Origin of the sequence: Nonomuraea marmarensis (assembly GCF_043197025.1) — a bacterium.
Classification (GTDB): domain Bacteria; phylum Actinomycetota; class Actinomycetes; order Streptosporangiales; family Streptosporangiaceae; genus Nonomuraea; species Nonomuraea marmarensis.
Genome location: NZ_JBICRM010000023.1, coordinates 120,020 through 146,598, shown reverse-complemented (window position 1 = coordinate 146,598; position 26,579 = coordinate 120,020). Strand labels below are relative to the sequence as shown.

The following is a 26,579-nucleotide window of genomic DNA, read 5'->3' as shown; positions in this document are numbered from 1 at the left end:
CCCGGCCCGCACTGCACATGTCCTGGGAAGGAACTGTCAGCACCTTCCACTATGCGGTACGCGAATTACCGCCGCAAGCGATATTTACGGATCTTTGATGACTTTCGCGTATAGGAGGTCCCGAATTCCAGGGCAAGGGCTTTGACGCTTTTGCTGCGCGTAAAGAATGCGTTGGTGGCCATAGGAAACGCGTAGGAATGTCGTAGGAAATGGCGCCTGCAGCCACTCTCTGGGGTTACATGAATCCGTTCCCCGGGTGAAAGGAATGGTCGATGCGCGGGCGTCCTGTGGAGGTGCTGCTTCCGGCCGGGTTCGTGTTCGTGGTCGGTGCCTGTGCCGTGGCCGCGCTGGCCTTCTCCGAGGCCACGGCCCGCGTCAGCGTGATGGCGGTGGCCGTCGGCCTGTTCGGGGTCTGGGCGCGACGCTACCTCGCCGCGCTGGCGACGGGTGTGATGGCCTGGTGCTTCGCGTCGGGCTTCCTGGTGCACGCCGAAGGGGAGTTGGCGTTCGGGCGTGACGACCTCGTCAGGCTGGCCGCGTTCGTCATTGTGGCGGTCGCGGGCTGCGCCTGCGCGCACGCGCGGCGCGCCCGCCGCCGGCACCGCCTGATGCGGGCGGACGCCCGCCGCGCTCCCGTGCTGGTGGGACGGTTGCACGCGCCTTCGGGAGGCGTCAAGGATTCTGCCCCGTCATGAGTGCCGCTGCCGAACGGATGATGCCGAGGGCCTCGTCGACGCGGTCGGCGTGGGTGCGGAAACTGAGCACGCACAGGCGCAGGAAGAATCTCCCGTCGATGGTGGTGCTGCTCAGGAATACGCGCTGGGTGGAATTGATCTCGGCCAGGAGCCGCCTGTTCTGCGCGTCCGTTCCGCGTATCCGGAAGAGCACAACAGTCAGGTCGGGCGGCCACGGCAGCTCGAAGCGTGGGTCTTGGACGAGCTGGCGGTAGAGGGACGCGGTGAGGTCGAGCTTCTCGTCCAGCTCCCGTTCGAAGGCTCGTACGCCGTGCAGATGCAAGGGCAGCCACAGCCGCAGGCCGCGGAACTCCCGGGTCAGCTCCACCCCGAGATGTCCGAAGTCGGGCAGGTCGTCCGTCGGGCTGAGGTCCTGCAGGTACCGGCCGTCGGCCGCATGGGCGGCATGCAGTACGGCCGGATCGCGCACCAACAGCACCCCCGTGCCGTACGGGAGGAAGAGGCTCTTGTGCGGATCCAGCACGATCGAGTCGGCGGCCTCGATCCCGGCGAGCTGGGCCCGGCCGCGTTCGGTGAGCTGGAACCCGCCCCCGTAGGCGGCGTCCACGTGGAACCACAGCCCCTCCCGGCGGGCGAGCTCGCCCAGCTCGGGCAGGGGATCGACGGTGCCCGAGCTGGTGGTCCCGGCGGTGCCGACCAGCAGGAACGGGCGCAGCCCCGCGGCCCGATCCGCGGCGATCAGCTCGGCCGTGGCCCGTACGTCCATGCGCAGGCTCGCGGTGGCGGGCACGGTACGGATCCGCTCGGCGGGCAGGCCGGCGATGCGGGCGGCCTTGGCGACGCAGTAATGCGTGTGCTCGCTCACGTACACCGTGCCGTCCTCCGAGCCGGGGCGGCTGTGGCGTGCGGCGAGCAGCGCCGATAAGGTCGCCACCGACCCGCCCGTGGTCGCCAGCCCACCCGCGCCGGCCGGCAGCCCGAACCGGTCGCAGAGCCAGGTCAGCACCCCGTGCTCCATGGCGACCAGCGCGGGCGCCATCTGGGCCACGCCGGTGTAGCGGTTGGCGGCCTGCGCCAGCAGCTCGGCCAGCGCGGCGGTGACCAGCCCGCCCGCCGGGAAGTAGGCCAGATAGCCCGGCCCGGCGGTGTTCACGCCTTGCCCGGCCGCCTGGCGGAAGGTCTCCAGGAGCGCGGCGAAGTCACCGGGGTCGTCGGCGGGCGGCCTCCGTAGCCCTTCGGCCAGCCGTTCGGCCTGCGCATAGTCACTGGCGGGCGCCGAGCCCTGCTCGTCGACCCAGTCGGCCAGGAAGTCCACCACGTGCCCGCCCAGCCGCACGACGGCGGACCGGTCGAGTTCCAGGGGGAGAGTACGTTCGTCGGTCGTCATGTGGGCACCCTAGACGGACGGCGTACATGACCCCCTACCTCTTGACGAGCGCGATGAGATCGTTAACACTGCCGAAACATGGGCCTAGAACAGCGAGACGCAGCCAATAAGGGGCAGGGAGCAATGGATCGTCTGGATTGCTTGACCCGCGAAATGTTAGCGCTACCATCCGTCGGTTCCCGAGCCACGACAGGACAGTGAGATGACGAACATCATGCCCAGGCGCGAGGCGCTGCGACTGGCGGTCTTGGCGGCCGCCACTCCGTCCGCGCTCGCCCTGGTCCCGCCCGCCGGAGCCCAGGCCGCGACCAGCGCGGCAGCGTCCGCGCTGGCCCCGCAGAACGACCCCCCGGTGCCGGCCAGTTGGCTCGTGAAGCCTTTCGACAACAGTCGGGTCACGCTGGGCACGAGCTTGTTCACCGCCAATCGGGACCGGATCCTGAATTTCCTGCGCGCCTACCCGGCCGACCGGATGCTGGCCAACTTCCGGGCCAATGCCGGGTTGGACACGCTGGGCGCCCAACCGCCCGGTAGCTGGGACGACGCGACCGGCAACTTACGCGGTCACTACAGCGGGCACTTCCTCAGTGCCCTGGCCCTGGCCTACGCGGGCTCCGGCGACGACTTCTACAAGACCAAGGTCGACTACATGGTCACGGCGCTGGGCGAGTGCCAGGACGCGCTGGCCGCCACGGTGGGACAACCCGCGCCTCCTGCTACGCCCGTCGCCAGGGTGACGGGAAAGTTCGGCAAAGCCGCGAAGCTCGACGGCCCCCAGTACGTGTCCATGCCGACCGGCATCGTGAGCGGCCTCAATGACTTCACCATCGCTCTGTGGCTGAACCCGGCGGCGATCACCACCTGGTCCAGGATCTTCGATTTCGGCACCGGCACCAGCCGCAACATGTTCCTGGCCGTGAGCGCGGGCTCCGCGCCGAGATTCGGGATCACCACCAGTGGTGGCAGCGGCGAGCAGCGCATCAACGGCACCAGCCAGCTGCCGACGAACCAATGGGTCCATGTCGCGGTCACCTTGTCGGGAAGCACCGGGACCCTCTACGTCAACGGTGCGCCGGTCGGCACGAACACCGGCATGACCCTCAAGCCGTCCAGCCTCGGCTCGACCGCCAACAACTGGATCGGAAAGTCGCAGTACGGCGACGCGTACCTGAAGGCCACCGTCGACGAGTTCCAGATTTACGACCGCGCGCTGACCGAGGCCGAACTCGGGGCCCTGACCACCAGCGCGGATGGCGGGCTGGGCGGCGGCAACGTGGCGTGGTACCGGTTCGACGAGGAGAGCGGGGAGAACGCGGGCGACTCCTCGGGTGGGGGACGGGACGCCCGGCTGGTCTCCGAAGCCAGCGGGCACCCTGGCCCGAGCCATCCCGGCTTCCTGGCCGCGTACCCGGAGACGCAGTTCATCCTGCTGGAGCAGTACACGACCTATCCCACGATCTGGGCGCCCTACTACACCTGCCACATGATCATGAGAGGGTTGCTCGACGCCTACCAGTACGCCGGCAACGAGCAGGCGCGCGACATCGTGCTGAAGATGGGCGACTGGGTCCACAGCAGGCTCGGCCACCTTCCCCGGGCCCAGCTCGACCGGATGTGGGGCATCTACATCGCCGGTGAGTACAACGGCATGAACACCGTGATGGCCGACCTCTACGCCCTCAGCGGCAAGGCGGAGTATCTCGCGACGGCCAAGTGCTTCGACAACACCGCGCTGCTCGCGGCCACCGTCAGCAACCAGGACACGCTTGACAGGAAGCACGCCAACCAGCACATTCCCCAGTTCATCGGATATCTGTCCGTGTTCGAGCAGAACAAGGAACGTGACTACTTCACCGCGGCCGTGAACTTCTGGGACATGGTCGTGCCCCATCGCACTTACACCGACGGCGGTACGGCCGGTCCGACCGACAACGGCGAGCTCTTCGGCGCGCGCGATGTCATCGTCGGCACCCTGGGCACCAACAACGCCGAAACCTGTCCCGTCTACAACATGCTGAAGCTGAGCAGGGGCCTGTTCTTCCACACCGCCGACCCGAAATACATGCAGTATTACGAGCGGGCTCTCTACGGCCAGATTCTCGCCTCGCGGCAGAACACCGACAGCACCACGAATCCGCTCCTGACCTACTTCATCCCCATGCGGCCGGGCGCCTCGCGGAGTTACGGCAACCTCGGCACCTGCTGCGGCGGCACCGGGCTGGAGAGCCACACCAAGTTCCAGGATTCGATCTATTTCCGGTCCGTGGACGACTCGACCCTGTACGTGAACCTCTACATGGCCTCGGAGCTGAGCTGGCCGGAGAAGGGCTTCACGATCAAGCAGGCCACGGACTATCCGACCGACCCCGCGGGGACGACGACGCTCACGGTGGAGGGCACGGGCCGGCTGGTGGTGAAGCTCCGCGTGCCGTACTGGGTGGAGAAGGGCTTCACGGTCCGGGTCAACGGGGACGAGCAGAAACTCAACGCCAAGGCCGGCCAATATGTCACGCTCAACCGGCACTGGAGGCGCGGCGACAAGATCAGGATATCGATGCCGTTCTCCCTGCGGGTGGAGAAGGCGCTGGACATCCCGACCACCCAGAGCATCGCCTACGGCCCTGTTCCGCTGGTCGCCAAGAGCACCGAGACCACCTTCCGTGAATTCTCCTTCTACAAGGACCTCACCCTGTCCGGGGACCTCGCGGCCGCGATCACGCCCACCGCGCCGATGGCCTTCACCACGAACGGCCTACCGGTGGTCCCCTTCTACATCAGCGACACCGAGCGTTACCACGCCTACTTCCACCGCGTCGAGCCGAAAATCGTCTTCGGCAAGGTGGACTCCGGCGTGCCGAACTCAGCGCGCGCGGATTCGGTGACGTTCCTCGACGCGGTCTGGGCCAAGGCCCCGTTCGAGAATCAGGGACGGTTCGTGTCCACCGTGGCCCGGACCGCCGAGGAGTGGGTCGGTGCCGGCCTGATGACCGCCGCCGAGAAGGAGGTGGTGGTGTCCGCGGCCGCCCGGGCCAAGCTCCGCCGCTGATGCCCTAAGGACGACGCAGCACCCGCACCTCGAAGGTGTCGGGATCGAGCACCACACCGTAGTCGCGGGCCGCCGCCTCGACGCTGACGAAGCCGTTGCGCACGTCGGCGGCGACCCGCTGCGGCTCGCGCTCGAAGGGATCGCCGTAGCCGCCTCCGCCGCCGGTGTTGTTGACCAGCACCTCGCCGGTCTCCAGCCGGTTGTAGCTGCCGCCCTGAACGACCTCGCGGCCGGTGCCGGGGTTGAGGATGATCTGGTTGTTCTCGCCGGGCCGTCCCCCGCCGATCGCCCACGGCTTGGTCCTGGTCTTGTAAACCAGGCAGATGCCGGTGGACGGGGCGGTGAAACGGTAGGTACGGCCGACGCCGACCCCGCCCCGGTGCCGTCCGGGTCCGCCGGTGTCGGCCCGGTAGCCGTACGACTCGATGAACATCGGCGACTTGGTCTCCAGGACCTCCACGGGATTGTTCCGGCAGCCGGGCTCCGACAGGTGCATGATGCCGTCCTCGCCGTCCCCGCCCGCGTGCCCGCCGAAGCCGACGGCCTCGTTGGTGGCCTCCAGCCAGGCCTCGCCGGTACGGGGGTTGACCCCCAGGCCCATCATCGAGCAGACGTCGCCACCCGAGCAGGCGGGCACCCGGTCCGGCATGCCCTGGGCCAGGGCCTTCAGCACGACCTCGCCACCGAGCAGGCCGGTCCACAGGGTGAAGGTGGGCATCGGCGGCACCGCGTGCATCACGGACCCCGGCTCGGTGACCACCCGCAGCGGCCGGAAATTTCCCGCCACGACCGGGGTGTCCGGTGTGGTCAGGGACTTGAAGATCAGGCTGCAGAACGCCTCCGTCTGCCCGACGGGCAGGTTGATCGGGCCCTTGACGTCGCGATCGCTGCCGGTCCAGTCGATGACCAGCTCGTCGTCGCCGATCGTCACCGTGACGTTCAGCTTGATCATGCGTTCCAGGTCGACGCCGTCGCTGTCCACGAAGTCGTGGGCGGTCCAGGTGCCTTTGGGCAGCTTGGCCAGGGCCAGCCGGGCGAGCCGCTCGCCGTGGTCGTTGATCGCGGCCATCGCGCCGGTCAGGACGCCGGCGCCGTACTTCGCGGCGATCTCCTGGGTCCGCCGGACACCGGTCACGCAGGCGGAGACCTGGGCCTGGATGTCGCCGATGGTGCGCTCCGGCATCCGGCTGTTGAACCGGACGATGTTGAACACGTCGTCGTTCTGCACGCCTCGCCGGTAGAGCTTGGAGCAGGGGAAGAAGAGCCCTTCCTGGTACATGTCCGTCGAGTCCAGGACGTATCCCGCGTCCTTCTGCTTCAAGTCGAGGACGTGGATCCGGCAGGAGGCGAAGCCGATCAGATCGCCCTCGTGGTGGATGGGCGCGAAGACCAGCGGGTCCAGCGTGTGGGCCGAGGACCAGTACGGATAGTTGAGGATGAGGACGTCGCCCGGCTCCAGCGTGTCGCGGCCGAGGAACTCCACCGCCTTCTTGATCCCGTGGTCGTTGCCCCGGGTGAACACGGCGATGCCCGGCGCGTCCGCCACCACGTCGCCGTCGGCGTCGTGGATGCCGATGCCGTAGTCGTGGATCTCGTAGACCACCGTGTTGTACGCCGTGCGGCATAGGTTGCGGGCCATCTCCTCGGCGGCCGCGAGCAGTCCGTGCCGGATGATCTCGGTGGTGATGGAGTCGCTCATCGATGGTGCTCCCTGTTGTTCACGGAAATGACCAGTTCGCCGTACCTGCCGACGCGCAGGCTGTCACCGGCGTGGATGACGGACGTGGCGGTGTGCTCGGCGATCACCGCGGGGCCCGCGACGAGGTCGCCCGCCAGCAACGTCTCGCGCGTGTAGAGGCGGTATGCGACGGCCGGTTCGTCCTGCGACAGGTAGACGGGGCGGGTGCCGTGCGGCTCCGGGCCGCCGGAGGCGCGTTCGGCGATCAGCGGCAGTGTGGGCTTGTCCACCGTGCCGGTCGCTCTCAGCCGCAGCGTGGTGACCTCGACCGGGTCGTCCATCGTGTGGCCGTACTGCCGCGCGTGCAGGGCCGCGAAGCTGCTCTCCACGGCCGCGGCCAGATCGGCGGAGTCGTCGGGGAAGGCGACCGTGACCGAGTGCTCCTGTCCGGCGTAGCGGACGTCGAGCGTGCGGACCAGGGTACGGCGGTCCTGGCCGAAGCCCTCCGCCTGGAGTTGCTCCGCCGCCTGCGCCTCCATCTCCCGGTAGGCGGCGTCGGCCGTGGCCGGGTCGAGCGCGCTCAGCGGGGTGACGGCGGTGCGGGCGAAGTCGTGTTGCACGTCGGCCATCAGCATGCCGAAGGCGGAGAACGCGCCCTGTCCCGGCGGCACGATCACGGTGGCGATGCCCAGCTCACGGGCGACTTCGACGGCCACCAGGCCACCACCCCCGCCGAAGGACAGCAGCGCGAAGTCCTTGGGGTCGCGTCCGAGCTCCACGGTGATGGCGCGGACCGCGCCCATGATCTTCATGTTGGAGATCTGGACGACCCCGCGGGCCAGTGCGCTGGCGGTCAGGCCGAGCTTGGCGGCGATCGGCTGCAGCGCCTTGCCGGCCAGGTCGGCGTCCAGGGTGAGCTTGCCGCCCAGCGGTGTCTCGGCGCCCAGGTAGCCGAGCGTGACGGCGGCGTCGGTGAAGGTCGGGGCGGTGCCGCCGCGGCCGTACGACGCCGGGCCGGGGTCCGCGCCCGCGCTCTGCGGTCCGACCTGGAGCGCGCCCGCCTCGTCCAGCCAGGCGATGGATCCGCCGCCGGCGCCGATCGTGTGGATGTAGAGGGACGGGGTGTTGATCGGCAGTTCCTCGAACTCCGCGCCCTGGTAGAGCACGGGTTCGTGGTCGAGGATCAGCGAGGCGTCGAGGCTGGTGCCGCCCATGTCGATGGTGATCAGGTTCGGCTGGTCCAGCATCCTGGACAGCGCGGCGGCGCCGATGACACCGCCCGCAGGGCCGGACAGGATCAGGCTCACGGGCTGCTCGCGCGCCGCTCGCGCGGTCATCGCCCCGCCGCCCGACCTGGTCACCAGGAAGCGCCCGGCGAACCCGCCGCCGGCCAGCCGGCTCTCGAGCTCGTGCAGGTAGTCGCGGACGATGGGCTTGACATAGGCGTCCAGTACGGCGGTGCTCGTACGTTCGTACTCGCGGTACTCCCTGGACAACTCGTGCGACAGCGTGACGGCGACGTCCGGCGCGATCTCGTTGAGCACCTCGCGCATCCGCAGTTCGTGCGCGGGGTTGGCGTAGGAGTGCAGGAACGCCACCGCGACCGAGCCGTAGCCGCGCTCGGCGACCACGGCGGCCACCCGGCGGGCGTCCTCGACGTCGAACGGGAGGTGCACGCTCCCGTCGAACCGGCACCGTTCGGCGACCTCGAAGGTGTCGTAGCGGTCCAGCAGCGCGGGGGCTTTGCGGTAGGTGATGTCGTAGTTGGTCCTGCGGTCGGTCCGGCCGAGCAGATAGACGTCGCGAAATCCCTTGGTGCCGATCACGGCGGTGCGCGCGCCCGTCCGGGTGAGCAGCGCGTTCAACCCCAGCGTGGTGCCATGGGTGAACATGGCGACGGCGGACAGGTCGGCCTCGGTCACCCCGAAAGCGTCCATGACACCAGTGGTCGGCGCGTCCGGCGTCGTGGGGACTTTGTCGAAGCGGAGTCCGCCCGCGGGCGTCAGCTCAACCACGTCCGTGAACGTGCCACCGACGTCGATCGCGAGCCTGCTCGTCTTGCTCATCGTGATGCCTTCCTCAATCGAGCACGAAGGGTTCCTATGCGGGTCGGGGAGGTTCGTCGCGGCCCGCCCAGCTGCCGCGCACGTGACCGATGTGCGCCATGATCAGGCGGTCCAGGCTGGGCAGGTCGCCGGCGGCGATCAGGTCGAGGAGCTGGACGTGTTCGAGCGCGGAGGCGGTCAGCTCGCCGCTGTCGGCCAGCTTGGTGAGCCCGTAGAGCCGGCTGCGAGCGCGCAGGTCGCCGACCAGCTCCAGCAGTTGCCTGTTCCCCCCGGCGGACAGCAGCTCCAGATGGAAGCGGCGGTCGTGCTCCACGTAGGCGATCAGGTCCTTCTCCCGCGCCGCGGCCACGATGAGCTGTGCCATCGTCCGCAATTCGGCCAGATCACGCTCCGCCAGCGAGGCCGCGGCGCGAACGGTCGTCGGCACCTCCAGCAGCAGCCGGATATCGGTGATCTCGTCCAGCTGGCGGTCCGACAACTCGGTGACCCGGAAGCCCTTGTTCGGCACGATCTCGACCAGGCCCTCCTTGACCAGGTCCAGCATCGCCTCGCGTACCGGAGTGGCCGACACCCCGAACCGCGCGGCGAGCACCGGCGCGGAATGGATCTCGCCCGGGCCCAGCTGCCCGGCGACCAGCGCCGCACGCAGCGCGTGCGCGACTCGCGTGCGCAGGCGGGGCCGCGACCCGATCGGCGGCAGCCGGGGCGAGGCGGTCATCGGCGTTTGCTCGCGGCGCTGAGCGCGACCGCGGCGAGGATGACGACGCCGGTGGTGAGGTCCTTGAAGAAGGGGTTGGCGTTGAGGATGTCGAAGCCGTTGTCGATGAGGGCCAGCAGGTAGACGCCGCAGACCGAGCGCCAGATCGCGCCGACGCCGCCGTAGATGCTCGTGCCGCCGAGAATCACGGCCGCGATGGCCAGCAGTTGCAGGCCGTCGCCCGCCTGCGGCTGGCCGGTGCCGATCCGGGACACGCCGATCGCGGCGGCGATCCCGGCGGCCAGACCGCTGTAGAGGAACGTGTAGAGCTTGATCCGGTTCACCCGGATTCCGGATAGTTCGGCGGCTTCGGCGTTGCCGCCGACGGACAGGACGTACCTTCCGAAGGTGGTGCGGTTCAGCAGGAAGCCGGACAGCAGGGCGAACACCAGCAGGATGACGATGGCGTAGTAGACGGGTCCGACCCCGCCCCGGCCGAGCGCGGTGAAGCCGGTGCCGGCCACGCTGATCAGGAAGCCTCCGGTGATCAACACGGCCAGGCCGCCGTAGACCAGGCTGGAGGCGAGCGTCGCGAGGAAGGAGTGGATCCGCAGCCGGGTGATGGCGACCCCGTTCACCAGGCCCAGCGCGGCTCCGACGAGTGGCGCGGCGAGCAGCCCCACGATGGGATTGCCGAGGTGGACGGCCACCCACGCGGCCACGACGTTGGCGACGCTGAAGATCGCCCCGGTGGACAGGTCGAACCCGCCGCAGATGACGATCAGCGTGCCCGCCACCGCGATGATCGCCAGCGGAGCGCTCTGGTTGAGGATGTTCAGCAGGTTCGTCAGGGTCAGGAAGGACGACGTCGTCACGCTCAGCACCACGAACAGCGCCGCGAGCATGATGAGGACGGCGTAGCGGCGGACGAAGGGCAGCACGTTCGTACCGGGCCCCGCCGCCGTCCTGGCCGGTGTGGTGGTGGTCATGGCGTTCCTCCGGTGGATGCGGACGTCGGTACGTCGAAGAGCCGCTGGAGGAGGTCGTCCACCGTGGCGTCCTTCGCCGGGACCTCCCCGATGATCGAGCCGCCGCGCACGAGGTGGACGCGGTGGCTGAGGCCGATGACCTCCTCCAGTTCGGAGGAGATGAGCAGGACACCGGTGCCCGCTTGGGCGATCTCGACGATGAGCTGATAGATCCGCGATTTGGCGCCCACGTCGACGCCTCGGGTGGGTTCGTCGAGGATCAGCAACGCGGGGGCGCCGAGCAACCATTTGGCGAACAGCACCTTCTGCTGGTTGCCGCCCGAGTACACGGCCACGTCGCCGTCGAGTTCGGCCGGTCGTACGCCCAGCCGTTCGATGAGCTCGCTCACCGCGGCCCGTTCGGCGCGGCGGGACAACACCCCGGCGCGGGAGAAGCCGCCGAGGTGGGGCAGGGACACGTTCTCCAACGTCGGGCGCAGGAGCACCAGACCCTGGGCCCGCCGGTCTTCGGGGATCATCGCCATGCCACGCGCGATCGACGCTCTGGGGGAGGCGCCGGTGACCGCCGCGCCGCGAAAGAGGATCTGTCCCGCGTCCACCGGGTCGCAGCCGAACAGCACCCTGGCGATCTCCGTGCGGCCGCTGCCGACCAGGCCCGCCAGCCCGACGATCTCGCCCGGCCGGACGAGCAGGGACACGCCCCGGACGGCGGTGCCGCTGTGCACCTCGCGCATCTCGGCCACGGGAGGCGTGCCAGGGGGCGGGGGTGCGGGACGTTCGGGCAGCAGCACGTCGGCGGGTTCCCCGAGCATGGCCTCGACGAGGCTCGCCTTGGTCTCCGCCGCGGTGGGCGCGGTCCTGATCACGCGGCCGTCGCGCATGACCGTCACCCGGTCGCAGTTGGCCAGCACGTCGTCCAGGAAGTGCGTGACGTAGATGACCGTGGTGCCGCGCGACCGCAGCCAGCGCATGATCTCGTGCAGCCGCCCGGCCTCGTCGGCGGTCAGCGACGAGGTGGGCTCGTCCATCACGATGATGCGCGCCTCACGGGCCAGCGCCCGCATGATCTCGACCTTCTGCTGGTCGGCGATCGAGAGCGTGCCGACGGGCGCGTCCGGCGGCAGTCCGAAGCCGCAGACCTGCTCCAGCTCGCGATAGCGGCCGAGCAGGCCCGGGTGCAGCACGCCGAAGGTACGTTTCTCCCTGCCGAGGAAGACGTTCTCCGCCACCGTCAGATCCGGCACCAGGCACAACTCCTGGGCGATGAGCACGACACCGGCCTCCTGCGCCCGTCTGGTATCCCAGCGGCGCACCGCATGGCCGAAGATCTCGATGTCGCCCGAGTCCGGGTGGTAGAGGCCGCCGATCGCCTTGCCGAGGGTGGATTTGCCCGCGCCGTTCTCGCCGACCAGGCCGTGCACCTCGCCCACCGCGAACGACAGCGAGACCGAGTCGAGCGCCTGCGTGGAACCGAAGCGCTTGGACAGCGCCCGTACCGTTGCGGCGGCCTGCATCAGTCGGCCCACTCGCCCTTGAAGTCCGGGTGTTCGCCGAGGACCTCCTTGGTGACGATCACCGGCACCGGGCCCAGCGTGTTGGCGTCGATGACGGGGGTCACCTGCCGGCCGCGAACCGCGTTCACCACCTGCTCCAGCGCGGCCCGGCCCATGCTGTTGGGGAAGTCCACCTGGTCGGCCGCCCACTTGCCGGCCCGTACCTGCTTGATGGCCTCCTGGTTGCCGCCGCCGCCCGTGACGTACATCTCGCTCAGGTCCACGCCGGCGCTCTCCAGCGCGACCTGGGCGCCGATGGTCTGCTGGTCGGCGTTGGACAGCAGGACGTCGAGCTTGGGATTGGCCTGGAGGATGTTCTGCGTCGCCTTGAGCGAGGTGTCCCGGTCGTAGTTGCCCTGACCGGTCGCGACGACCTTGATGTTGGCGTGTCCGTCGAGCACCGACCGGTAGGCCTTGTTACGCAGGTTGTCGAAGGGGAACTGGAGCTGCCCGATCAGGATCGCGACCCGGCACGGATCCTTGTCCTCGCAGTACTTCACCACGCCCTCGGCCAGCTTCTTGGAGTTCTCCTCCGTGTTGGCGGCGACTGTGGACACGATGCCGTCGACCTGGGGCGTCAGCTCGGTCAGCTTCGGGCCCACCGGGAACAGGGTGGTCACGACCGGCACCTTGGCCCGGGCCGCGGCCGGGATCGCCGCCGCGATGCCCACGTTGTCGTTGGGCACCAGCACGATGCCGTCGTACGTGCCCTGGCCGGCGACGTTCTGGACCTGGTTGAACTGCGTCTGGCTGTCGAACTTGCCGTCGAAGACGGTTACCTCGACGTCGCCGTACTCTTTCGCCCTGGCCACAGCTCCGTCGTAGACGGCCTTGTTGAAGCCGTTCTGGCTCGAGGAGGCCAGCAGGGCGACGCGCAGCGGGCCCGTTTTCTGGCTGGGGGCGGTGCTGGAGGAGTAGACCTGGGAGACATCGGAGTTACAGGCCGAGAGCGAGAGGACCAGGGCCCCTGTCGCGGCGACCGTCAGGCTCCGGAGTTGTAGGGAAGAGGTCATCACGGGGGCACCTCGCATCCGGTGGTGCATATCGTTCCAACGGCTGACTTGAGGCAGTACAATGTCACACTGCAACAAAGCCCGTCAATGGCTGCTGCACGGGCGATTTGTCCGATATGTGGGGCACGCATGTGGTTGGTCGCGGCCAGCCAGCCGGCGGAGTTGCCACTGTAGTCACCCTTCATGACGTGGCCGTTGCGCGCCCACGCGGCGGCCTCGCCCAGGCAGTCACGCATGGCGCGCAGTGGGTGTTGGGGGTCGATGCGTCGAGCTTGTCCGCCGCTACGGTCAACCCCGCAGCGAGGAGGACCCGGCCGGGGCACCCCCTGGTTCCCGCGTGTCTCGGCGGGCAGGGCGACCGGGCCGGGTCCTTCAGAGTGGTCGCGAAGTCAGCAGCTGGGCGCCACGGCGTCGATCTTGCCGCCGAAGTCGTCCTTGTACACCTTGCGGTAGTCGCCATCCCGGACGACGCGGGTCTCCTTGCGGTCGGGGACGTGGATCCAGTTGATGAAGCAGCCGTCTGCGTGGGCGGTGAAGGATCCCACGTTGTCGTGCAGGGCCGGCGGTACGTCCACGTAGCCGTTGCCCGGGTTCCAGCACCATGACGCGCCGGTGTAGTCAGAGTCGCTCCACAGGCAGATGTCACCGGCGCGGCTGACCGCGGGCGCCTGGGGAGCCGCCGCCGAGACCGGGGCGGCGCAGGCCAGTATGACGAGTCCGATGGCGCCGGCAGCCGTTGCGATCCGCGTACCGCGTGTCGTCATTGTGGTTCTCCTTGTGTCGGTGCTGCTTGGAGACCTTCCAAGCAGTTCCGTCACAGCATGTAACAGGTCGGATACGGATCGCGTCTGCCGGACGGATACAAGATCCGGGACCCGCGGGGGGATAGAACTGGCGACCGCGTCACAGTGTGGGCGGTGCAGATCTGGCGTACGTGACGGCAAGATCGATCACGGGCAGGTAGGCCGCGATCTGGTCGGGTGTCCATCCGGCGGGGCCGAATGCCGTCTCGTGGGTGGCGATCCGGTAGATCAGGGCGCGAATCAGCATCTGGCCCCAGGCCGGCAGGTGCGACCAGCGGGCGGCCAACTCGGGTGCGGCGCCGTACCAGCACAATTCGTCGGCCACCGCGACCGCTGCCGCCCATGATGCGGGGCGCGTCACGCTCATTCCTTGTTTTGACCCAGGATTCCCGCCCCGGACCGGTTAACCACACGGTGGATCGGGGAAGTCCGCTTCCATGTCCCCCCGCAGTCGTCGGGAGGGGACATGTCGTGACCAGGATCGAGCCGCAGCCGGAGGCGCCGGCCTCCGCCCCGGTCAGCCGGGCCGGGGCCTGGCGGATGCTCGCCGCGTGGATGTCCACCACCGACCACAAAGTGATCGGCAATCTCTACCTCACCACCTCCTTCGTGTTCTTCCTGCTAGCCGGGATCATGGCGATGGTGATCCGGGCCGAGCTGTTCTCCCCCGGGCTGCAGTTCGTCGCGGCGGAGCAGTACAACCAGCTTTTCAGCATCCACGGCACGATCATGCTGCTGCTGTTCGCGACCCCGCTCTTCGGTGGGTTCGCGAACGCGATCATGCCCCTGCAGATCGGTGCCCCCGACGTCGCCTTCCCCCGCCTGAACATGGTGGGCTACTGGTTGTTCCTGTTCGGCGGGCTCATCGTGCTGAGCGGCTTCGCCACAGCCGGCGGAGCCGCCTCTTTCGGCTGGTTCGCCTACACCCCGCTGTCCACTGCGGACTTCAGTCCCAGCGCCGGCGGTGACCTGTGGATCATGGGCCTGGCTCTCAGCGGCCTCGGGACCATTCTCACCTCGGTCAACTTCATCACCACGATCATCTGCATGCGGGCGCCGGGGATGACGATGTTCCGGATGCCGATCTTCTGCTGGAACACGCTGCTGACCAGCATGATGGTGCTGCTGGCCTTCCCGGTGCTGGCCGCCGCGCTGCTGGTGCTGGAGTCGGACCGCAAGCTCGGTACGCACGTCTTCGACGCCACCAACGGCGGCTCGATGATCTGGCAGCACCTGTTCTGGTTCTTCGGTCACCCTGAGGTCTACATCATCGCGTTGCCGTTCTTCGGCATCGTCACCGAGGTCCTGCCGGTCTTCAGCCGCAAACCGATCTTCGGCTACATCGGCCTGGTCGGCGCGACCATCGCCATCGCCGGACTGTCGATGACGGTGTGGGCGCATCACATGTTCGCCACCGGGCAGGTGCTGCTGCCGTTCTTCTCGTTCATGACGTTCCTCATCGCGGTGCCGACCGGGGTGAAGTTCTTCAACTGGGTCGGCACGATGTGGCGGGGCCATCTGAGCTTCGAGACGCCGATGCTCTTCGCGGTCGGCTTTCTCGCCACGTTCCTGCTCGGCGGCCTGACGGGCGTCATCCTGGCCTCGCCGCCGCTGGACTTCCACATCAGCGACACCTACTTCGTCGTCGCCCACTTCCACTACGTCGTCTTCGGCACCGTGGTGTTCGCCATGTTCTCCGGCTTCTACTTCTGGTGGCCCAAGCTCACCGGCAGGATGCTCGACGACCGGCTGGGCAAGCTGCACTTCTGGACGTTGTTCATCGGCTTCCACACCACGTTCCTGGTGCAGCACTGGCTCGGCGTCGCCGGCTTCCCGCGCCGCTACGCCGACTACAGCGCGGCCGACGGCTTCACCGACCTCAACATAGTCTCCTCGCTCGGCGCGTTCCTGCTCGGCGCCTCGACCCTGGCGTTCCTTTTCAACGTCTATTGGACACGCCGCCACGCGCCCAGGGTGATGGTGGACGACCCGTGGGGCTACGGCAACTCGCTGGAGTGGGCCACCTCCTGCCCGCCGCCCCGGCACAACTTCACCTCGCTGCCACGCATCCGCTCCGAACGCCCGGCGTTCGACCTGCACTACCCACACGAGACCAGGTCGCTAGAGCCCTGAGCCGGCTACGTCGAATGCTCGACAGTAATCACGACATTTCCGGTTTTCTGGCCTGTCTCGACGTACCGGTAAGCCTCGACGATCTCGTCCAAGGGATAGCGTCTGTCGATGACCGGCTTGAACTCTCCAGACTCGATCAGTTCCTTGAAATACCGCGCCATCGCCAGGTCGTGCCTCGGGAGGGGGAACATGACCTTCTTGCCGCCGAGCAGCGGAGTGGTGAGTGCCAGGACCGGATTTTGCGACATACGTCCCACATCCGAGGCGAGGTAAATCCCGCGCGGTTTCAGCAGCCGCTTGCACCGGCCGAAGGAACTCTTCCCGACCGCGTCGATGACGACGTCGTATTTCTGCTCGTCCTTCGTGAAGTCCTCGGCCGTGTAGTCGATGACCCTGCCGGCACCCAGACCCCTGACCAGCTCCACGTTCTTCGTCTCGCAGACCGCGGTCACACCGGCGCCGAGACTCCTCAAGAGCTGGACCGCCGCCGAGCCGATGGCCCCGGTCGCCCCGTAGACGAGGACGTCCTGCCCGTCCCGGATCTTCGCCGCCCTGATGAGCGAGAGGGCATAGTGCGAGCCTTCGGTGCTGGGTGCGGCCTCCTCGTACGTCAGGCCGGCCGGCATGATCGCGAGCGCGGCGTCCTGCAGAATCGACATGTATTCGGCGTGGGCCCCGAAGCCGCCATCGTTGTATCCGAACACCCGGTCGCCGACCTTGAAGGACGTGACACCGCCGCCCACCGCCTCGACTTCTCCCGCGAACTCGTTCCCGAGGATCCGCACCCTCGGCCTGATCAGGCCGGTGAAAAATCGCCAGATGAAAGGCTTGGCCGCGCGTAACGCGCAGTCCGTACGATTAACCGTTGTCGCGTGCACCTTGACGAGCAGTTCGTTGTCCTTGACGGCCGGCTTCTCCGCTTCCGAGACGCGAACCACTTCCGGCGGGCCATATCTGCTGCGGACTGCGGCCTTCATGACTGAATTGTAGCGATCACGCCGCCGGCACTGGGGCCCGATTGGGGGGCGGCGTCAACACCGCGTCAGTATTTCCGGGACGCGCGTCCAGATTGCGTAGCGATTACGACATGTGCCCAGCGACGGATCTAGCGTCGGACATGTACGACTTTTCGCTGGAAGGAACCCCATGTCAGAGCCCCGATTGTTCGTCCCTGTCCGGGTGGGCACGTGCGCAACGGCCCTCCGGCTGTTCCGCACCGCCTCGGGCAAGCGGACGGCGGTCGCCTTCTCCTCGCCGCTCAAGCTGGCCAAGGTGCTCGGGACGGACCAGCACTGGGTATCGCTCACGGCCCCGGCACTGCGCGGCATGATCGCCGAACTGGACGTCATCGGCATCGTCATCGACCCGGCGGGCACGATGACCAGGCCCGCGAGGCAGGTGGCGTGATGGGTCTCCGCCAGCACGACCAGACGGGGCACGAGCCGCGCTTCGCCACCGAGCCCTGGTCGGCCACCACCCGTTTCCTGCCGGTCGCCGCCACCGGAGGCGTGCCGCTCATGGACATCGTCGAGCGCTTCGGCACCCCCGCCTACGTGGTGGACGAGGCCGACGTGCGCGGGCGCTGCCATGCCTTCCGCGCCGTGCTGCCGGACGCCGACATCGTGTACGCGGCCAAGGCGTTCCTGTGCCGGGCGATGGCCACCTGGATCCGCGAGGAGAAGCTCGGCCTCGACGTCTGCTCGGGCGGCGAACTGGCCATCGCCGAGTCCGTCGGCTTCCCGGCCGAGCGGATCATCTTCCACGGCAACGCCAAGACCCCGCACGAACTGCTCGAAGCGGTGAACTACGGGGTGGGGCGCATCGTGGTCGACAACCTCGCCGAGGTCACCCGGCTGGCGATGCTGGTACCGCCGGGGCGCCGGCAGAAGGTGCTGCTGCGGGTCATTCCGGACATCGAGGCGGGCGCCCACGAGGCGATCCGGACTGGCGGCGAAGGGCAGAAGTTCGGCCTGTCCATCGCCTCGGGCGACACCGCCGCGGCCGTGGCCAGGGTGCTGCTCCAACCGGAGTTGCGGCTGGTGGGCCTGCACTGCCACCTGGGTTCCCAGATTCGCACCGCGGAGCCGTACGAGCAGGCGGCCAGGATCATGATCGAGCAGCTCGCGCACATCCGGGACGCGTACGGGATCGTGCTTCCCGAGCTCGACCTGGGCGGCGGTCAGGGCATCGCCTACCTGGAGGCCGAGCACGGCCTGACCCCGGACGACTACGCCAGGACGGTTCTGAAGGCGGTCGAAGAGCGCAGCGCGGCACTGAACCTGCCCGTGCCCCGGCTGACCATCGAGCCGGGCCGGTCGATCAGCGGCCCGGCCGGGCTCACCCTGTACCGGGTCATCGCGGTCAAGCGCAGCCTCACCCGTACCTTCGTCGCCGTCGACGGCGGGATGAGCGACAACCCCCGCCCGTCCCTGTACGGCGCCCGCTACACCGCCCGCCTGATCGGCCGCCGTTCCGCCTTGGCGCCCCGGCAGGTCACCCTGGTCGGGCACCACTGCGAGGCGGGCGACGTCATCGCCGAGAGCGTGCCGCTGCCCTCGGACATCAGGCCGGGTGACGTCATCGCGGTGCCGGCCACCGGCGCCTACCACCACTCCATGGCCTCCACCTACAACCTCACGGGCCGCCCGCCCGTGATCGCGGTCGCCGACGGGGCGGCCCGGATGGTGGTACGCCGCGAGGAGATCGACGACCTGCTGCGCCGGGATGTGGGGCTGTGAGGCGGATATCCGCGCAGGTGAGATGCCCTGAATGGCTTTAAATCCTTAGCAGAGGTAATATCTTTGGGCATGAGCCCACCAGATCTCCCAGATGACCTGATCTCCGTCATATCCGGCATCCAGCGGCTTGTCCGGCGCAGGCTGTTGCTCCATGGCACAGCAGCACCGCGGCTGCGCGGCGCCCAGGTCGAGTTGCTGCGCCTGGTCGCCGCCAACCCGGGGATCGGCGTGTCGGCCGCCGCCAGAGAGCTCTACCTGGCGGGGAACTCGGTGTCCACGCTGGTGAACCAGCTCACGTCCGCCGGGCTGCTGCGCCGCGAGCCGGGCCAGGACGACCGCCGGTCCGCGCGGCTGCTGCCCACCCCGGAGGCCGAGGCCCGGCTGCGCGCCTGGCAGGAACGCCGCGCCACGCTCGTCCGCGAGCACGTGGAGCGGCTCGACGACGCCGACAGGGAGGCGCTCGCCGCCGCGATTCCCGCGCTGCGCAGGCTCGCCGACGGCCTGCGGGAGGAGGTGGACCGGGCATGAGCGGTGCCATCACCGCAGAAGAAGGTCGAACGGCCATGAGCGATGCCGTCACCTGCAACGGCCTGCACTACTCCTTTGGCCAGACCAGGGCCGTCGACGGGCTCGACCTGTCGGTCGTGTCCGGTGAGATCTTCGGCCTGCTCGGCCCGAACGGCGCGGGCAAGACCACCGCCATCCGCTGCGTGACCACGCTGCTGCCGGTCCAGCCCGGGATGGTACGGGTCTTCGGCCGCGACGCGGCCACCGACAAGATGGCGGTGCGCCGCCTGCTCGGCTACGTCCCCCAGCAACTGTCCGCGGACGCGAACCTCACCGGGCGCGAGAACGTCTCGCTGTTCGCCCGCGTCTTCGACGTCCCCCGCCGCGAGCGCGCGGCCCGGGTCGCCCAGGCGCTGGAGGCGGTCGGCCTCGCCGAGGTCGCCGACCGGATGGCGGCCACCTTCTCCGGCGGCATGGTACGCCGCCTGGAGCTGGCCCAGGCCCTGGTCAGCGCGCCGCGGCTGCTCATGCTCGACGAGCCGACGATCGGGCTCGACCCCATCGCCCGTACCAGCGTGTGGGAGCACATCCAGGCGGTACGCGCGGCCACCGGCATGACGGTCCTGGTCACCACCCACTACATGGACGAGGCCGACCAGTACTGCGACCGGGTGGCGCTGATGCACCAGGGACGCGTCCGCGCGGTCGGCACCCCTGAGGAGCTCACCGCCGAGCTGCGCGCCCGCCGCGGCGACGGCTCCGAGCCGACGCTGGAGGACGTCTTCAGGGACGTCGCCGGCAGCGGCTTGGACGAGGAAGGAGGGGAGTTCCGCGATGTCCGGCGTACCCGCAACACCGCCTCCCGTGTCGGCTGACACCCCACCCGCCGGAGGACTGGACCTGCTGACCACCCCGCCGCCCACGCGCTCGGGATGGCGCGTCCTGCCCGCCAGGATCGCCGCGATGTGCGTGGTGGAGCTGCAGAAGCTCCGCCACGACCGCACCGAGCTGTACACCCGTGCGATCCAGCCGGCCCTGTGGCTGCTGGTCTTCGGAGAGACGTTCACCCGCATCCGGGTGATCCCGTCGGACGGCATCCCGTACCTCGACTACCTGGCTCCCGGGATCATCGCCCAGTCCACGATGTTCATCGCCATCTTCTACGGGATCCAGATCATCTGGGAGCGCGACTCCGGCGTCCTGACGAAGCTGCTGGTCACGCCGACGCCCCGGGCCGCGCTGGTGACCGGCAAGGCGTTCGCGGCCGGGGTGAAGGCGGTGATCCAGGCGGTCGTGGTGATCGTGATCGCGGCCCTGCTGGGCGTGGCCATGACGTGGAACCCGCTGCGCCTGGCCGGCGTGGTCGTGGTCGTGGTGCTCGGCTCGGCGTTCTTCTCCTGCCTGTCGATGACGATCGCCGGCATCGTCCTTACGCGGGACCGGCTGATGGGCATCGGCCAGGCGATCACGATGCCGCTCTTCTTCGCCTCCAACGCCCTCTATCCCACGGCCGCCATGCCCGCCTGGCTGCAGGCCGTCAGCACGGTGAACCCGCTCAGCTACCAGGTCGACGCCCTGCGCGGCCTGTTGCTGGGCACCCCGGCGCACCTGCCGCTGGACGCCGCGGTGCTGCTGGCGGCCGCGGTGCTCGGCATCGCGGCGTCCTCCCGCCTGCTGAGCCGCCTGGCCCGCTGACAAGGCATTGCCCGCTCACCCCAGTCAGTGCGACCCGGTCTGGGTCAGCAGGCCCAGCCGCCACGGCAGCTGGCTGTAGTCGCCGCTCGCGGACGGATCCATGCCCTGGTAGAGGTACTGCAGATGGCGGGGGTCGATCTCCATCCGCTGGTCGACGCCCGCGCGGATCATCTCGCCGTGGCTGATGTCCTGGGTCCAGGCGCCGCCGGGGAAGGTGACGTTCGTGGAACGGGCGAACGGGTTGTCCTCGGACGCGGCGAGCGGCGTCCACTGGCCGCCGATGTCGCCGGACGTCCAGGAGCGGAACCAGCGCCGGCCGTCGCTGCCGATGGCCTCCACCACCAGCAGGTACGTGTTCGTGCCCTTGACCTTGTAGACATTGCTGGCCTCGAACAGGTTGAACCTGGAGTCCTGCAGCGCGATCACGGTGTTGGTGAAGCCGTTGGGGAAGTCGGCCACGGTCGTCTCCGACCGGTACAGGTGGCCGTTGTCGTCGGAGGAGAACAGGTAGCACTTGGCGGTGTCGCACACGACCCAGAAGTCCACCCAGTAACCGTTGCCGATGTTCTCGCGGATGATGTCGGGCATCGCGTCCTGGAAGTTGCGCGGCGCGGACCAGGTCTCGGGCTTGGCCGGGTCGTCGGTGGTGGAGTACGACGGCAGGCCCGTCTGGTAGACGAGATACCACTTCTTCTGCGGCGCGAAGTAGAACACCTGCGGCGCGGCCCGGTAGCCGGGGCCGATCGCGGACTGGTCGAGGTAGTAGTGCGGCGCGGAGGCGGCCTGCGACCAGTGCTTGAAGCTGGTGTAGAACATGCTCCAGCCGCCGGAACGGCTCGCGGTGGTCGCGTAGACCAGCCACTTGCCCTTGTGGCGGACCACCGAGGGATCCTTGACCGCGACGATGTCGTGGCTGGCATCCGATTTGGGGCTGATCAGCGGCCCGCTGGAGGACCATTGGAAGGCGGGCGGCAGGCCGGGCCGGGTCGCGGGCGCTTCGGCGACGGCTGGTGCGGCGGTCAGGCCGCCGGAGAGCAGCACCGTTGCGGCCACTGCCGAGTACCAGCGCTTTCTGGGCACGGATCGCTTCATGAGTCGGGGGGCTCCTCAGAGTTGTTAGCGCTAACATCTGGGGTGAGTGTTAACAACCGCGATTGCCGTCACGTTAGATAGCGTTAACCGCCCTGTCAAGAGATCAATCGGAGCACTGCAACCCCTACATACGGCAAAAAGGCCGAAAGTTTCGGATCGCTAACGCCGAGGAGGAGCGGTGCTGCGCCGGACGACGAGGTCGGTGCCCAGCTCGATCCGGCTCTGCGGCAGGGGTTCGCCCTGCGCCAGCTTCACCAGCATGATGGTCGCGGCGACGGCCATCTCGGTCAGCGGCTGGCGGATCGTGGTCAGCGGCGGTACGGCCCAGCGCGTCGGCGGCAGGTCGTCGAAGCCGATCACGCTCAGGTCGTCCGGGATGCGCAGCCCCAGCTCGTGGGCCGCCTGATAGACGCCGATGGCCTGGCCGTCGTTGCAGGCGAAGATCGCGGTAGGCGGGTCGGGCAGCCGCAGCAGCCGGTGTGCCTGGGCCATGCCGCCCTCGATGAGGAAGTCGCCCTGGCGGATCAGCTCGGGGTCGACGGGCAGCCCGGCCGTGTCCAGGGCGGTCCGGTAGCCGTCGAGGCGAGCCCGGCTGGACAGCGCGTAGCCCGGGCCGGTGATGATGGCGATCCGCCGGTGCCCGAGTTGCAGCAGGTGGCGGGTGGCCGAGAGCCCGCCGCTCCAGTTGCCGGCGCCCACCGAGGGCACCTGGTGGCCGGGGTCTCCGGTCGGGTCCAGCAGGACGAGGGGGATGTCGCGGGTGGCGAGTTGTTCGCGCTGGGCTTCGTCCAGGCCGGAGAACACCGCGATCACGCCGGTCGGGCGGCGGCTCAGCACGCCCTCGATCCAGCCCCGGCCCGGGGTGTGGCGGTGTTGCAGCTCCGACAGCACCACGGCCAGGTGGTGGTCGCGGGCCACCTGCTCGACCCCTTTGATGATCTCGATCGGGTAGTCGCCCTCCAGGGCGTGGAAGACCAGCTCCACCAGGGCGGCCGGGCTGACGCGCCGCTTGCGCCGCCGGTAGCCGTGCTCGCGGATGAGCCGCTCGATGAGAGTACGGGTCTCCGGCGCGACCTCGGATCGGCCGTTCACCACTTTGGAGACCGTCGCCGTGGACACCCCGGCGAGCTCGGCGAGCTGCGCAATGGTCAGCGGGTGGCCGGGGGCGGTGTCCGGTGCGGACGGTTCCTTTGTCGAGGTCATGGCCGAAGTCTAGTGGCGGGCTTTCGGGGGTCCCGCTCGACTGTTTCGGCGATCTTACGTCGGCATTCTTGACGAGTTTCGGAAAACGCACCTAGAGTCCCGGCTAACGATCGGTTCGAATCTCGAAAGTTTCAGACGAAGATCCCGCTGCCAAGGAGCGCGGCATGTCGCTCGTGGCACCGACCCCCACCCGGAAGAGAACGTCGTGAAATTCGCAACCCCGGTCGTGCTCGCCGCGGCCATCGTTCTGACCACGGCCGCCTGCGGAGGCGGCAGCAGCACCTCGGCCCAGCCGGCGGGCGACGGAAAGTCGTTCGAGTTCTGGTCGTTCACCGGAATCGACCAGAAGTCCTCGGTCGAGGACTACCAGAAGCAGAACCCGGGCATCCAGGTGAAGCTGACCGAGGTGGGATCCTCCGTGGAGACGGCGCAGGCGCTCACCACGGCGCTGGCCGGCGGCAAGGTGCCCGACCTCGTCCTGATCCAGGGCGATGACCTGCCCAAGTTCGTCCAGCAGCCGCAGAACTTCTACGACCTGCGCCAGTTCGGCGCGGACAAGATCAAGGGCGACTACCTGGACTGGGTGATCAGCCAGCCCACCGCCAAGGGCGGCGAGATCATCGGCATCCCCACGGACGTGGGCGGCATGGCCGTGGCCTACCGCACGGACCTGTTCAAGGAGGCCGGGCTGCCGACCGATCGCGAGGAGGTGAGCAAGCTCTGGCCCACCTGGGACGCCTTCATCGAGACCGGCACGAAGTACACCACCGCCACCGGCAAGGCGTTCATGGACAACGCCGCCACCAGCGTGTTCCAGCAGGCCGTCAACCAGGGCCCGCAGAAGTACTACGACAACGCCGGCAACGTCGTCTACAGCACCAGCCCGCAGGTCAAGACCGCCTTCGACCTGGCGATCAAGGCCGCTGCGGCCGGCATCACCGCCAAGCAGAGCTCGTTCACCGACGGCTGGAGCGCGGGCATGGGCAAGGGGCAGTTCGCGGTGATCTCCGCGCCCTCGTGGCTGCTGAACGGGATCCGTACCAACGCCCCCGACACCGACGGCAAGTGGGACGTCGCCACCATCCCGGGCGGGTCCGGCAACTGGGGCGGCAGCTATCTGGCCATCCCCAAGAACGCCAAGAACCCCAAGGCCGCCTGGAACTACATCAGCAAGACCCAGTCACCGCAGGCGCAACTGGCGCACTTCACCGATTCCGGCGCGCTGCCCACGACCCCGTCGGTCTACCAGGATCCGAAACTCACCTCGCTGAAGGATCCGTTCTTCTCCGACGCGCCGATCGGGACGATCTACACCGGCTCGCTGCTCGGGCTCAAGCCGTTCCTCATCGGGCCGGACAGCTCCGCCATCGGCCAGGAGTTCGTGAACGCGATCACCAATGTCGAGCAGGGCAAGGGCGATCCGGCCAAGGCGTGGGACGCGGCGCTGGCCAACATCAAGACGGCCATCGGCAAGTAGCGTGACGACGACTCTCGACCCGGCGCGGGCGGCGGCGCCCGCGCTCACGACCCGGGTGCGGCAGGGAATCGGCGAACGCATCGCCCCGTACGCATACATCGCACCATTTTTCTTGATATTTGCGGTCTTCGGGCTTGTTCCGCTGCTTTTCACGTTCTACGTGGCGTTGTTCGACTGGAACCCCATCGGCGAGCACGTCTTCATCGGCTTCGACAACTTCACCCGGCTCTTCGCCGATGCCCGCTTCTGGAACGCGGCCTGGAACACGATCAGCATCTGGCTGCTGTCCACCGTCCCTCAGCTGCTCCTGGCGCTCGGCCTGGCACACCTGCTCAACCAGGCCCGGCTGCGGCTGGCGGTGCTCTTCCGGATGTCGATGCTGGTGCCGTACATCACCTCGGTGGCGGCCACCACGATCGTCTTCGCGCAGATGTTCGACCGCGACTACGGCCTGCTGAACTGGCTGCTCGGACTGGTCGGCGTGGGTCCCATCGACTTCGTCCAGTCGGTGTGGGGCAGCCACGTGCTGATCGCGGTCATGGTCACCTGGCGCTGGTTCGGTTACACGACGCTGCTCTACCTGGCCTCCCTGCAGGCGATCCCGCGCTCCATCTACGAGGCGGCCGCCGTGGACGGCGCGGGCTCCTGGAAGCAGTTCCGGCACATCTCCATCCCCTCCCTGCGGCCGGTGATCGTGTTCACGATCGTGACGTCCACGATCGGCGGCCTGCAGATCTTCACCGAACCGCTGCTCATCTCCCGCGCCGCTCCGCTCACCTGCGGGCCCGTCCGGCAGTGCCAGACGCTCACGCTCTTCCTGTACGAGCAGGGCTTCGGCCAGTTCCAGTTCGGCTACGGCGCGGCCATCGGCGTGGCCCTGTTCGTCCTGGTCGTCGCCGCGGCCACGGTCAACTACCTCCTGTCCACCCGCGTCCGTCCGGAGCGATGATGACCAAGAGCGATCGGGTCCGCTGGTGGGTCTACGTCCTGCTCGGGCTGGCCACGCTCGCCAGCCTGTTCCCGCTGTACTGGATGTTCGTGGTCGCCACGACCGACACGGCGACCGCGACCCGGCTGCCGCCCGAGATCGTGCCCGGCGGCAACTTCTTCCACCTGGCCGGGCTGGTGTTCTCGACGGTGCCGTTCGTGCGGTCGATCGTCAACAGCCTGATCGTGGCCGGGACGATCGGCGCGGGGCACGCCGTGCTCTGCTCGCTGGCCGGGTTCGCCTTCGCCAAGCTGCGCTTCCCCGGCCGCAACCTGCTGTTCCTGATCGTCGTGCTGACCATGACCGTGCCGACCCAACTCGCGGTCATCCCGCAGTACATGATCATCTCTTCGCTGGGCTGGGTGGACACGTTGCAGGCGCTCATCGTGCCGGGGCTGGCCAGCGCGTTCGGCATCTTCTGGATGCGGCAGCACCTGTCCACGACGATCAGCGACGAGATCCTGCAGGCGGCCCGCATCGACGGGGCCAACACCTGGCAGATCTTCTGGCGCGTCGCGTTCCCGCTGGTCCGGCCAGCCGCGTTCGTGCTCGGGCTGCTCGGCTTCGTGACCGCCTGGAACGACTTCCTGTGGCCGTTCATCGTGCTGAAGTCGCCCGAGATGTACACCGCGCAGATCGCGATCAAGGCGCTGCAGAACAGCTTCGCCATCGACCTCGGCCTGGCCATGTCGGGCTCGTTCCTGGCCACCCTGCCGTTGCTGGTGTTGTTCGTCTTCGTGGGGCGGCGCATGGTGGCGGGGATCATGGACGGCGCGTTCAAAGGATGAGGCCCCGCCCGCGACACGGGCGGGGCCGGGG

General features: G+C 68.5%; 23 protein-coding genes. 11 read left to right on the top strand and 12 right to left on the bottom strand.

Going from position 1 to position 26,579, the window contains the following annotated elements; genetic code table 11:
* Window positions 1–272: 272 nt before the first annotated feature.
* Window positions 273–695, top strand: a complete 423-nt coding sequence (locus ACFLIM_RS32090) for a hypothetical protein (RefSeq protein ID WP_393171875.1) — start codon at window positions 273–275, stop codon at window positions 693–695.
* Here ACFLIM_RS32090 and ACFLIM_RS32085 read toward each other — a convergent pair.
* Entirely contained in the window at window positions 673–2,082 is a 1,410-nt protein-coding gene (locus ACFLIM_RS32085; RefSeq protein WP_393171873.1) for a pyridoxal phosphate-dependent decarboxylase family protein, read from the bottom strand. The two genes, ACFLIM_RS32090 and ACFLIM_RS32085, sit on opposite strands and share 23 nt — an antisense overlap.
* A gap of 202 nt (window positions 2,083–2,284) precedes the next feature.
* On the opposite strand from ACFLIM_RS32085, the gene ACFLIM_RS32080 reads away from it, so the two are divergent.
* The gene (locus tag ACFLIM_RS32080) at window positions 2,285–5,128 is read left to right on the top strand and encodes a beta-L-arabinofuranosidase domain-containing protein (protein WP_393171871.1); all 2,844 of its coding nucleotides are present in this window, start codon (window positions 2,285–2,287) and stop codon (window positions 5,126–5,128) included.
* A 4-nt stretch (window positions 5,129–5,132) separates the two neighbouring features.
* On the opposite strand, the gene ACFLIM_RS32075 is transcribed toward ACFLIM_RS32080, so the two are convergent.
* The 8 genes from ACFLIM_RS32075 to ACFLIM_RS32040 form a co-directional block, all read right to left on the bottom strand.
* Window positions 5,133–6,827, bottom strand: coding sequence for a hydantoinase B/oxoprolinase family protein (locus tag ACFLIM_RS32075; RefSeq protein ID WP_393171869.1), 1,695 nt, complete (start codon window positions 6,825–6,827; stop codon window positions 5,133–5,135).
* Window positions 6,824–8,872 carry a hydantoinase/oxoprolinase family protein gene (locus ACFLIM_RS32070; protein WP_393171867.1) on the bottom strand — a complete coding sequence of 683 codons (2,049 nt, stop codon included), beginning with the start codon at window positions 8,870–8,872 and terminating at the stop codon, window positions 6,824–6,826. Before ACFLIM_RS32070 ends, ACFLIM_RS32075 begins: the two co-directional genes overlap by 4 nt.
* Before the next feature lie 34 nt (window positions 8,873–8,906).
* Window positions 8,907–9,590 (bottom strand): GntR family transcriptional regulator, encoded by a 684-nt coding sequence (locus ACFLIM_RS32065; protein ID WP_393171865.1) that lies wholly within the window; start codon window positions 9,588–9,590, stop codon window positions 8,907–8,909.
* Window positions 9,587–10,558 (bottom strand): ABC transporter permease, encoded by a 972-nt coding sequence (locus ACFLIM_RS32060; protein ID WP_393171863.1) that lies wholly within the window; start codon window positions 10,556–10,558, stop codon window positions 9,587–9,589. Before ACFLIM_RS32060 ends, ACFLIM_RS32065 begins: the two co-directional genes overlap by 4 nt.
* Entirely contained in the window at window positions 10,555–12,072 is a 1,518-nt protein-coding gene (locus ACFLIM_RS32055; protein ID WP_393171862.1) for a sugar ABC transporter ATP-binding protein, read from the bottom strand. The genes ACFLIM_RS32060 and ACFLIM_RS32055 overlap by 4 nt, the downstream gene beginning before the upstream one ends.
* On the bottom strand, window positions 12,072–13,124 hold the full coding sequence (locus tag ACFLIM_RS32050) for a sugar ABC transporter substrate-binding protein (RefSeq protein ID WP_393171860.1): 1,053 nt from the start codon (window positions 13,122–13,124) through the stop codon (window positions 12,072–12,074). Before ACFLIM_RS32050 ends, ACFLIM_RS32055 begins: the two co-directional genes overlap by 1 nt.
* 389 nt (window positions 13,125–13,513) lie before the next feature.
* On the bottom strand, window positions 13,514–13,888 hold the full coding sequence (locus ACFLIM_RS32045) for a peptidase inhibitor family I36 protein (protein WP_393171858.1): 375 nt from the start codon (window positions 13,886–13,888) through the stop codon (window positions 13,514–13,516).
* 139 nt (window positions 13,889–14,027) lie between these two features.
* Window positions 14,028–14,288, bottom strand: a complete 261-nt coding sequence (locus ACFLIM_RS32040; RefSeq protein WP_393171856.1) for a hypothetical protein — start codon at window positions 14,286–14,288, stop codon at window positions 14,028–14,030.
* A 179-nt stretch (window positions 14,289–14,467) separates the two neighbouring features.
* On the opposite strand from ACFLIM_RS32040, the gene ctaD reads away from it, so the two are divergent.
* On the top strand, window positions 14,468–16,060 hold the full coding sequence (gene ctaD / locus ACFLIM_RS32035; RefSeq protein ID WP_393171883.1) for an aa3-type cytochrome oxidase subunit I: 1,593 nt from the start codon (window positions 14,468–14,470) through the stop codon (window positions 16,058–16,060).
* A gap of 5 nt (window positions 16,061–16,065) precedes the next feature.
* On the opposite strand, the gene ACFLIM_RS32030 is transcribed toward ctaD, so the two are convergent.
* Window positions 16,066–17,037 carry an NAD(P)-dependent alcohol dehydrogenase gene (locus ACFLIM_RS32030; protein WP_393171854.1) on the bottom strand — a complete coding sequence of 324 codons (972 nt, stop codon included), beginning with the start codon at window positions 17,035–17,037 and terminating at the stop codon, window positions 16,066–16,068.
* Between the two features lie 169 nt (window positions 17,038–17,206).
* Between ACFLIM_RS32030 and ACFLIM_RS32025 the strand changes: the two genes are divergently transcribed.
* The 5 genes from ACFLIM_RS32025 to ACFLIM_RS32005 all read left to right on the top strand — a co-directional run bounded on the left by ACFLIM_RS32025 (window position 17,207) and on the right by ACFLIM_RS32005 (window position 21,000).
* A complete protein-coding gene (locus ACFLIM_RS32025; RefSeq protein ID WP_393171853.1) occupies window positions 17,207–17,467 on the top strand; it encodes an SAV_915 family protein in 261 nt (86 codons plus the stop codon).
* Complete coding sequence (gene lysA / locus ACFLIM_RS32020; RefSeq protein ID WP_393171851.1) at window positions 17,467–18,798, top strand: diaminopimelate decarboxylase; 1,332 nt, start codon at window positions 17,467–17,469, stop codon at window positions 18,796–18,798. Before ACFLIM_RS32025 ends, lysA begins: the two co-directional genes overlap by 1 nt.
* A 69-nt stretch (window positions 18,799–18,867) precedes the next feature.
* Window positions 18,868–19,326: a MarR family winged helix-turn-helix transcriptional regulator gene (locus ACFLIM_RS32015; RefSeq protein WP_393171849.1), complete on the top strand. Its 459-nt coding sequence runs from the start codon at window positions 18,868–18,870 to the stop codon at window positions 19,324–19,326.
* Between the two features lie 35 nt (window positions 19,327–19,361).
* Complete coding sequence (locus ACFLIM_RS32010) at window positions 19,362–20,180, top strand: ABC transporter ATP-binding protein (protein ID WP_393171847.1); 819 nt, start codon at window positions 19,362–19,364, stop codon at window positions 20,178–20,180.
* The gene (locus tag ACFLIM_RS32005) at window positions 20,170–21,000 is read left to right on the top strand and encodes an ABC transporter permease (RefSeq protein WP_393171846.1); all 831 of its coding nucleotides are present in this window, start codon (window positions 20,170–20,172) and stop codon (window positions 20,998–21,000) included. The genes ACFLIM_RS32010 and ACFLIM_RS32005 overlap by 11 nt, the downstream gene beginning before the upstream one ends.
* A gap of 24 nt (window positions 21,001–21,024) precedes the next feature.
* Here the strand turns inward: ACFLIM_RS32005 and ACFLIM_RS32000 are convergent, their stop codons facing one another.
* Entirely contained in the window at window positions 21,025–22,092 is a 1,068-nt protein-coding gene (locus tag ACFLIM_RS32000; RefSeq protein ID WP_393171844.1) for a non-reducing end alpha-L-arabinofuranosidase family hydrolase, read from the bottom strand.
* 159 nt (window positions 22,093–22,251) lie between these two features.
* The gene (locus tag ACFLIM_RS31995) at window positions 22,252–23,295 is read right to left on the bottom strand and encodes a LacI family DNA-binding transcriptional regulator (protein WP_393171842.1); all 1,044 of its coding nucleotides are present in this window, start codon (window positions 23,293–23,295) and stop codon (window positions 22,252–22,254) included.
* 205 nt (window positions 23,296–23,500) lie between these two features.
* Between ACFLIM_RS31995 and ACFLIM_RS31990 the strand changes: the two genes are divergently transcribed.
* The 3 genes from ACFLIM_RS31990 to ACFLIM_RS31980 are packed head-to-tail and all read left to right on the top strand — an operon-like array spanning window position 23,501 to window position 26,548.
* Complete coding sequence (locus ACFLIM_RS31990) at window positions 23,501–24,772, top strand: ABC transporter substrate-binding protein (protein WP_393171840.1); 1,272 nt, start codon at window positions 23,501–23,503, stop codon at window positions 24,770–24,772.
* 1 nt (window position 24,773) lies between these two features.
* Window positions 24,774–25,721 (top strand): carbohydrate ABC transporter permease, encoded by a 948-nt coding sequence (locus tag ACFLIM_RS31985; protein ID WP_393171838.1) that lies wholly within the window; start codon window positions 24,774–24,776, stop codon window positions 25,719–25,721.
* Complete coding sequence (locus tag ACFLIM_RS31980) at window positions 25,718–26,548, top strand: carbohydrate ABC transporter permease (RefSeq protein WP_393171836.1); 831 nt, start codon at window positions 25,718–25,720, stop codon at window positions 26,546–26,548. The genes ACFLIM_RS31985 and ACFLIM_RS31980 overlap by 4 nt, the downstream gene beginning before the upstream one ends.
* Window positions 26,549–26,579 lie beyond the last annotated feature (31 nt).

What these genes read in the sequence shown, in the direction of transcription:
- ACFLIM_RS32085 (WP_393171873.1), bottom strand. Translation starts at nt 2,082, where the DNA reads ATGACGACCGACGAACGTACTCTCCCCCTGGAACTCGACCGGTCCGCC.
- ACFLIM_RS32075 (WP_393171869.1), bottom strand. Translation starts at nt 6,827, where the DNA reads ATGAGCGACTCCATCACCACCGAGATCATCCGGCACGGACTGCTCGCG.
- ACFLIM_RS32025 (WP_393171853.1), top strand. Translation starts at nt 17,207, where the DNA reads ATGTCAGAGCCCCGATTGTTCGTCCCTGTCCGGGTGGGCACGTGCGCA.
- ACFLIM_RS32010 (WP_393171847.1), top strand. Translation starts at nt 19,362, where the DNA reads ATGAGCGATGCCGTCACCTGCAACGGCCTGCACTACTCCTTTGGCCAG.
- ACFLIM_RS32015 (WP_393171849.1), top strand. Translation starts at nt 18,868, where the DNA reads ATGAGCCCACCAGATCTCCCAGATGACCTGATCTCCGTCATATCCGGC.
- ACFLIM_RS32045 (WP_393171858.1), bottom strand. Translation starts at nt 13,888, where the DNA reads ATGACGACACGCGGTACGCGGATCGCAACGGCTGCCGGCGCCATCGGA.
- ACFLIM_RS32050 (WP_393171860.1), bottom strand. Translation starts at nt 13,124, where the DNA reads ATGACCTCTTCCCTACAACTCCGGAGCCTGACGGTCGCCGCGACAGGG.
- ACFLIM_RS32000 (WP_393171844.1), bottom strand. Translation starts at nt 22,092, where the DNA reads ATGAAGCGATCCGTGCCCAGAAAGCGCTGGTACTCGGCAGTGGCCGCA.
- ACFLIM_RS31980 (WP_393171836.1), top strand. Translation starts at nt 25,718, where the DNA reads ATGATGACCAAGAGCGATCGGGTCCGCTGGTGGGTCTACGTCCTGCTC.
- ACFLIM_RS32065 (WP_393171865.1), bottom strand. Translation starts at nt 9,590, where the DNA reads ATGACCGCCTCGCCCCGGCTGCCGCCGATCGGGTCGCGGCCCCGCCTG.
- lysA (WP_393171851.1), top strand. Translation starts at nt 17,467, where the DNA reads ATGGGTCTCCGCCAGCACGACCAGACGGGGCACGAGCCGCGCTTCGCC.
- ACFLIM_RS32080 (WP_393171871.1), top strand. Translation starts at nt 2,285, where the DNA reads ATGACGAACATCATGCCCAGGCGCGAGGCGCTGCGACTGGCGGTCTTG.
- ACFLIM_RS32030 (WP_393171854.1), bottom strand. Translation starts at nt 17,037, where the DNA reads ATGAAGGCCGCAGTCCGCAGCAGATATGGCCCGCCGGAAGTGGTTCGC.
- ctaD (WP_393171883.1), top strand. Translation starts at nt 14,468, where the DNA reads ATGCTCGCCGCGTGGATGTCCACCACCGACCACAAAGTGATCGGCAAT.
- ACFLIM_RS32090 (WP_393171875.1), top strand. Translation starts at nt 273, where the DNA reads ATGCGCGGGCGTCCTGTGGAGGTGCTGCTTCCGGCCGGGTTCGTGTTC.
- ACFLIM_RS32055 (WP_393171862.1), bottom strand. Translation starts at nt 12,072, where the DNA reads ATGCAGGCCGCCGCAACGGTACGGGCGCTGTCCAAGCGCTTCGGTTCC.
- ACFLIM_RS31995 (WP_393171842.1), bottom strand. Translation starts at nt 23,295, where the DNA reads ATGACCTCGACAAAGGAACCGTCCGCACCGGACACCGCCCCCGGCCAC.
- ACFLIM_RS32070 (WP_393171867.1), bottom strand. Translation starts at nt 8,872, where the DNA reads ATGAGCAAGACGAGCAGGCTCGCGATCGACGTCGGTGGCACGTTCACG.
- ACFLIM_RS32060 (WP_393171863.1), bottom strand. Translation starts at nt 10,558, where the DNA reads ATGACCACCACCACACCGGCCAGGACGGCGGCGGGGCCCGGTACGAAC.